This window comes from Mycobacterium sp. NGS66, from assembly GCF_059812225.1.
Window position 1 is genome coordinate 351,076 of record NZ_JCALCG010000004.1, and the last position, 6,792, is coordinate 357,867.

6 protein-coding genes are annotated in these 6,792 nt (G+C 61.4%); 3 read left to right on the forward strand and 3 right to left on the reverse strand.

The genetic code is table 11. The annotated features are described in order from the left end of the window. Positions 1–33: 33 nt before the first annotated feature. Entirely contained in the window at positions 34–1,308 is a 1,275-nt protein-coding gene (locus AC5Y2L_RS11540; RefSeq protein ID WP_499938645.1) for a TauD/TfdA family dioxygenase, read from the forward strand. A 60-nt stretch (positions 1,309–1,368) separates the two neighbouring features. Here the strand turns inward: AC5Y2L_RS11540 and AC5Y2L_RS11545 are convergent, their stop codons facing one another. After that, positions 1,369–3,153, reverse strand: coding sequence for an AMP-binding protein (locus AC5Y2L_RS11545; RefSeq protein WP_499938643.1), 1,785 nt, complete (start codon positions 3,151–3,153; stop codon positions 1,369–1,371). 54 nt (positions 3,154–3,207) lie between these two features. Continuing rightward, positions 3,208–4,599: an MFS transporter gene (locus tag AC5Y2L_RS11550; protein ID WP_499938770.1), complete on the reverse strand. Its 1,392-nt coding sequence runs from the start codon at positions 4,597–4,599 to the stop codon at positions 3,208–3,210. A 783-nt stretch (positions 4,600–5,382) separates the two neighbouring features. Here AC5Y2L_RS11550 and AC5Y2L_RS11555 point away from each other — a divergent pair. Both AC5Y2L_RS11555 and AC5Y2L_RS11560 read left to right on the forward strand, forming a co-directional pair. Beyond that, positions 5,383–5,622, forward strand: coding sequence for a hypothetical protein (locus tag AC5Y2L_RS11555; RefSeq protein WP_499938641.1), 240 nt, complete (start codon positions 5,383–5,385; stop codon positions 5,620–5,622). Between the two features lie 75 nt (positions 5,623–5,697). Continuing rightward, complete coding sequence (locus tag AC5Y2L_RS11560) at positions 5,698–6,372, forward strand: methyltransferase family protein (protein ID WP_499938639.1); 675 nt, start codon at positions 5,698–5,700, stop codon at positions 6,370–6,372. 9 nt (positions 6,373–6,381) lie between these two features. Here AC5Y2L_RS11560 and AC5Y2L_RS11565 read toward each other — a convergent pair whose 3' ends face one another. Beyond that, positions 6,382–6,786: a phosphopantetheine-binding protein gene (locus AC5Y2L_RS11565; RefSeq protein ID WP_499943922.1), complete on the reverse strand. Its 405-nt coding sequence runs from the start codon at positions 6,784–6,786 to the stop codon at positions 6,382–6,384. Positions 6,787–6,792: the final 6 nt, after the last annotated feature.

Genomic DNA, 6,792 nt, shown 5'->3' on the forward strand with positions numbered 1-6,792 from the left:
TGCGCGTCTCGTATGCGGGGAGGAACAGAATTGATGACAGCCCCTTTCCAAGAGCTTCCGTCGTTTGGCGGCCTTGACTTCCGCCTACCCACGGACGCAGACGGGCCGTTTGAGGGGCATAGTCAGGGTTGGCCGCTTATCGTAACGCCGGGAACATCTGAGCCAACTCCCGATTCGCTGCGACAGGTGCTCGCGGATAACAGCAATGCAGTGCTGGATGCACTATGCAGATTTGGCGCTATCCTGTTCCGCGGCTTCGACATACGATCTGAAAATGACTTCGAACAAGCGATCCTCGCCATTCCACAGCTCCAATCCATGCGTAGCTATTTCATGTCAGAGGCGGGCCGAGACCGTGTGAATCAGACCGCTGACGTTTTCTACACGAACAGTGTCGCCCAAGGGGAATTCCTTGGCCTTCCGGTGTTTCACAGTGAAAACTATTACGTGTGGGATATTCCGGCGGTCCAGAGCTTCTGGTGCAAGAAGGCGTCCTGGATGGGCGGCGAGACGGGGTTCGTGCACATGCCGAGCGTCTACGAGGAGTTGCCCATCGACGTGCGGAGCCGGCTGGAGGCCGAGCCCGTCTTCGCCGCAGCGTATCCCCTGTCAGTCATCGCGCGAAGGTACGGCATATCCGAAAACGCAGTGGAATCATTTCTCAGCAGCTGCGATATACCGGTTGAGGGCTCGGCAACCGCAAAGAATGCCTTACTGTACAAACCGTGCGTCTGGCGTCATCCGGACAGTAAGCGGCTTTCTCTCCAAGCAAATGTCACGCTGGAAATCAAGGAACTCCGCGATGCCCTTCGGGCATTAATGGCGCCTTACTACAAGGGTTGGCGCTGGACCATCCACCGCCTAGCTTGGCAATATCCCGGCATCCTCAACGCGGCGATCATTGCGGGGACCGTGCTGCGCCATCCAATAAGAATTCTGAAGATCTCAAAAGAAATGAAAGCCATGGCGCGTTACAAGCTGTCGCCGTCTGATGCTGCCAGCAAGCAGCGCTTGGCCGATAAAGTCGATGACATCGCTGCACTAGCGGCGGCGATTTGGCGGCACACGTCGGTGCTCACGTGGAACGAAGGTGACGTTGTCCTCTTTGACAACCGCCAAGTGTTGCACGCCAGGATGCCGGGTTTCGGTAAGCGCGAATTGCGGGTCTTGATGTGCAATCCGATCCGGATTGACGGGCGGTCGAGTTCCGGCGTGCTGGAGACGCCGGGGATAAGTCAGTGCGACGAGACGTTAGACGTACGGTTGCGCCGCTTCGCCCATCCGGATACCGCTTCTCAACTGACGTAACTACTTCTCCGGCCGCAGCCGGTCGAACGCGTTCGATGAGGAAGTTCAGCCGAGCTCGAGTCAATGCGTGGAACGTACGGGTTCACTGGCATCACCGTGAGTCCGATTTCCCGATGGATCGCTCCAAACGTCCAAGCGGGCGAACTGATTTCGCCGGTACTGCTCGACGCAGGCGGCCCGCCGCACCTTCCCGCTGGTGGTGATGGGAATCGAACCTGGCGCTACCACAACCAGATCCGCCACGCCCAGCCCATGCGAATTCGACACTGCCGAGGCAACTTCACGTTTGACGCTGACGAGCTTGTCCGACGCGACCTCCGGGGAGTCGCCATTCTGCTTGACTTCGATGATGGCGACCAACTTTTCGGTCTCCCGGTCGGGAACCGCTATCGCCGCGCAGCGTCCCCGGGTGATCTCCTGGATCGTCGCTTCGATGTCGTCGGGAGAATGGTTGCGTCCGTAGACAATCAAGAGATCCTTGATGCGGCCCATGATGAACAACTCACCGTCCGACATAAAGCCCAGATCGCCGGTTCGCAGCCAGGGCGCCTCGGGCGTACCCGGCGAAGGACTGACGATTTTCGCGCGGAAGGTGTGTTCGGACTCGTCGGGTTTTCTCCAATAGCCCATCGCGACATTTTCGCCGTGCACCCAGATTTCACCCGTGCTTGCGGGCGGACACTCGGTCCTGGTGTCGGGGTCGACGATGCGCACCATCGGGGACTGACGCACGCCGTAGCTGACCAACGGGGTTCCGCCGGTGTCACAACGCTGCGCGTGGCCCGTGGACAACGGCTCGGACTCGAAGCGAACGATCTTAGGTCGCTCCCCTAATCCATTCGTGGCCACAAACAAGGTCGCCTCGGCGAGCCCGTATGACGGGCGAAGCATGGCGTGGTCGAGATTGAACTTGGCGAAGCGCTCAAGGAAGCGCCGTACCGTCGCCGCATGTATCCGCTCGCTGCCACTGACGATTGCCAACACGTCGCCCAGATCAAGCCCGGCCATGTCCTCGTCGGTGGTTTTCCGCACCGCCAGCTCGAGCGCAAAATTCGGGCCTGCCGTGACCGAGTGCCGATTCTTCGCCATCAGTTGCATCCAGCGGGCCGGTCGCTGCAGGAACGCCACCGGGCTCAGCAGAGTCGCGTGAATTCCGCCGAGGACCGGTTTGCATATTCCCGCCAGCAAACCCATGTCGTGGTAGAAGGGAAGCCACGAGACCACGGTCATGTCCGTCCCGCGATCGCCGAAGTACGCCCGCATCCATTGCTGGAAATTGGTCAGCACGTTCTGGTACGAGATCATGACGCCGGCGGGCCTGCGCGTGGACCCGGAGGTGTATTGCAAGTAGGCGGTCTCCGGCCGACTGTAGTCGCGGTCGGGCGCTGCTCTCGAGTCCAGGTCCAACGAGTCGATTTCGATGACCGTAGGGCCGGCGTTGCCGTTTCTCGACTGGGTGTACTTGGCGACGTGACCGATCACTGATGACGTCGTGAGGACGACAGCCGGCGATGTGTCTTGCAGCACCGCGTCAACTCGCTCATCGTGGGCGCCGCCCATGGGAGCCGAAAGCGGGACTGCGATTAGGCCGGCCTGCAACGCGCCGAGAAAGGCGGCGACGTAATCCAGCCCCTGTGGGGCCAGTATCACCGCCCGGTCGCCGGTAATTGCGTAGCGCGTGAGCTCGTTCGCAACATTCAAAGTTCGCCGATATATCTGTGACCAAGTAAGGCTTTCGCTTACGCCAGACCAATCCTGGTCGTAGTCGATGAACGTGAACGCCGGGTCATTGGGCTGCAAATAGGCTCGCTCGCGCAGCACATCCGGAATGGCCGTCTCGAACACGTGCCTGAGGTTACCGCAGGCATCGCCGCCGGATGCTCGAAAAGACAAGTTAAATCATGCCTGCGCGGCAATTTTGGCTTCTTGTGCTCGCGCCACTTCTTGCGAGGTGTAGCCGATGAACAGTGCCACCCCGCCGAGAAGTACGACCGCCCCGGCCAGCCAGAGCAAACCGTAGGTGTAGCCGCGGTCCAGCGCGTGCAGCTGGGCGGCGTTCATGAGCTTCGCCGGCCCGGTTGTGCCGCCCAAGGACAGCGTGCGCCAGGTGATCGCGGCCTGGATGACCGACAGCACCACCGGCCCGCCGAGACCCTGTAGCACGACCGCGATCGCCGAGGTGGGCCCGATCCGGTCGGGTCCGACGCTGGCGACCACCGATAGCGTGAGCGGAACGCTGATCATGCCGACACCAATGCCGCCGACCATGATCGGTACCGCCAGATTTGGAAAGTATGGGACGCCGCCGTTCAGGGTCGTGCCATAGAGCACGCCGCCGAGCAGCAGGATGCAGCCGGCGATCACCACGACTCGCGGTGGGAACCACATGACCAGCCGCGAGGCCGCGCCCAATCCGACGGCCGCGGTGACGACGAACGGAATGAAACCCAGGCCCGATTGCAGGGTGGAGTAGCCCATGATGTCCTGCACGTACACCGTCACCACCAGCATCAACGACATCATCACGCCACCGGTGAGAAACAATGCGGCGAACGTGGCCAGCCGATTGCGGTCGAAGAACAAGCTGAACGGCAACACCGGGTTCTCCGCCCGACGCTCCACCACGACGAAGGCAGCAAAAGCCAGCACGGCCACCGCGCCTGACCCGATTGTGGTGACCGACACCAACCCTTTTCCCGACTGCATCGAGAAGCCGTAAACCACGGCGGTGAAGCCCAAGGTTGCCAATACCGCGCCAGTGGCATCGAGCTTCATCCGCTCCTTCTGTGTTTCCCGCAGCGCGGTATGGGCCAGGTACAGCGCCAGCAGGCCGATCGGGGCGGTCACGAAAACCGCCAGTCGCCACGACACCTCGGTGATGATCCCGCCCACCACCAGGCCGAGCACCGAGCCGACCCCGCCCATCGCGGTGAACGTCGCCATCGCGACGTTGCGTAACCGACCCTTCGGAAAGGTCGTCGCAACGAGCGCCAAACAGGTCGGCGCGAGGATCGCGATAGCCATGCCCTTCAGCAGCCGAGCCAAAACGAGGCTGCCCTGGTCCCATGCGATCGCCGACAGCACCGAGGAGAAGGTCGACAGCGCGGTTCCCCACATGAAGGCACGCTTGCGGCCAATCGTGTCGCCCAGGCGACCGCCGACCAATATCAACCCATTGCAGGCCAACAAGGTGGCAAACACTACCCAGTTGCGACCGGCGGTCGACAGGTTCAGCTCGTTCTGGATCTTGGGCAGTGCCACTATGCCGATGGTCAACTCCACCGCTGCCATCAATTCCGTGCTGCCAAGCGCGATTATCGCGGCGACGACGCGGCGACGTGGCAGTTCAGCGGGCAAATAGTCGGTCCGAGCCACAGCGTGGCTGGTGGGAACATCGGAGCCGTTGATTCTGCGCGTTATTTCGTCTAGCGAAACAGTGCCCGCTCGGGGTCGATGAGAGCCAGCCCCCATAGCGGGCTACGCTACACAAGGCGTGCAGTGCGCAGCGCCGTTCTGCAATTCTTGGCTGACCTTTTCTGCGGCAAAGGATTCAGGTGGCTCATGCCGCGCTGGTGTCGGTCGTATTCACCGGCCGACCTTGGATGCACCGGTCGCAGGCAGCTGCCGCGTCACGCGATGAGCTACCGGGCGAGTCAACCACCGGCGTTTACCAGCGCGACGTGTCCGACACATGCTCCGCATGTCACGAACTTCTTTGTACCGCAGGCATTTCGGCGGTGAACACCCCTTTCAGCTTGCCGGCCAAGGCGCGGCCACTCGAGTCGATTTGGCTCACAACCACATCCGGATGCCAGCACCGCGCGAGCGATCCGTAATGTCGTTCGGTTTTGATTCCACGATGCTGCTGAGCTTCCCCCGGGGACGCCGGAAAAGCAGTCATCATTGTCATCGGCGCCAAGCGTGATGGGTTGCTCGGTTCCCGCTGATCCGACGACTGCAACTGTGGCACTTCGGTTGAATCGGGCACCGAACGTGCGCCCGTCGCCTACAGTACGAACACGACGGGAGGCCGGCAGTTCAGCGAGCGTCGGATCAGGTAGAGGTGCCTCTCCCTTGCGGACGCTTCGCCGGGCTGCGACGTCGGTCGTGATGGTCGACATGACCAGCGGGTTTCCAGAGAACCGAGTATTCGAATGGCGATGGGAAGGCTTGATGCGGGCCGTTGAGTTGACCACCGAAGTATCCCCGTCCAGTGGCCCACCCGACTGCGACGGGTTGCTGAGCAAGTCAGCCACTTCCAGCGCCCGGACTTTCTGGTGGGTCACGCACGAGGCGGCCGCATTCCGGCCGTGAATCGTATGTGGCGCAACCGAACTAGCCCACGACAAACCACGTGAGTCGCGCACTGGCGCAAGCGGACGGAGAATCATGAAAAGCCTTTTCAAAATGGTGGTGTTCGGGTTGCTTGAACCCGTCATGTTTGGCTTGCTGATCTTTTCGGCAGCGTTCACGTTCGACTACTGGCAAGCTTGGGTTTTCCTGGCGGTTTTCACCCTCCCCGGGTGGCTGATCGGCGGTTACTTGCAGCGCACCAACCCCGCTGCAGTGCAGCGGCGAATGCGCGGAGGCCCGACCGCGGAGGTCAGACCGGCCCAGAAAGCGGCCATGGGTGGCGCATGGTTGTCGCTTGCGGCGATGGTGGTGGTCAGCGCACTCGATCATCGCTTCGGCTGGTCCCGCGTGCCGACGACAATCTGCGTGGTCGGCGATGTCCTGGTAGGCGTTGGAGTGAGTGTGATGATGCTGGTGGTGGTTCAGAACAGCTACGCGGCCGCCACCATTCGAGTGGAGTCAGGCCAAGAGCTCATCTCCACAGGCTTGTATCGTCTGGTCCGCCACCCGATGTACACCGGCAACGTGATTCTGTTGGTCGGCATCCCGCTTGCGCTCGGCTCGTACTGGGGCCTCGTCTTTGTCATCAGCGGCTTGTTGATACTCGCGTGGCGCATCCGCGATGAGGAGAAACTGCTGCGAGAAGAATTGGCCGGATATCGCGAATACACGCAGAAGGTTCGCAGTCGTCTGGTGCCGGCTATCTGGTAACCGTCGGGCTCAATCCGGAAGCTTTCCCCTGCAGGCCCGCATGGCTTGCATGTGCTGACTCAGGCTTCTGATCGATGGGGCTTCGAACAGGGCGCGCACTGACAGGTCGATATCAAAGGCCGCGTTGATGGCAGCGATTGCCCGCATGGCAGAAATCGAATCCCCACCGAGTTCGAAGAACGATTCACCAACTCCGAAGCCCTGCACGTGCAGTATCTGCGCGTAGATATCGACGAGGATTTGCTCGACGAGAGTAGCCGGGGCGCAATAACTTTCGCCAGTATCCCGGTTAAGGTTTGATAGCGCCGTGTCGGCCGGCTGAGCTGCAAGGTCGCGCCATCCGCTCAATCGGCCGTGATCGCCGCGGCTGGGTAGGTCCAGCGACGAAAGTGGGCGCTCGGGATCGGCGGCCATCAACGC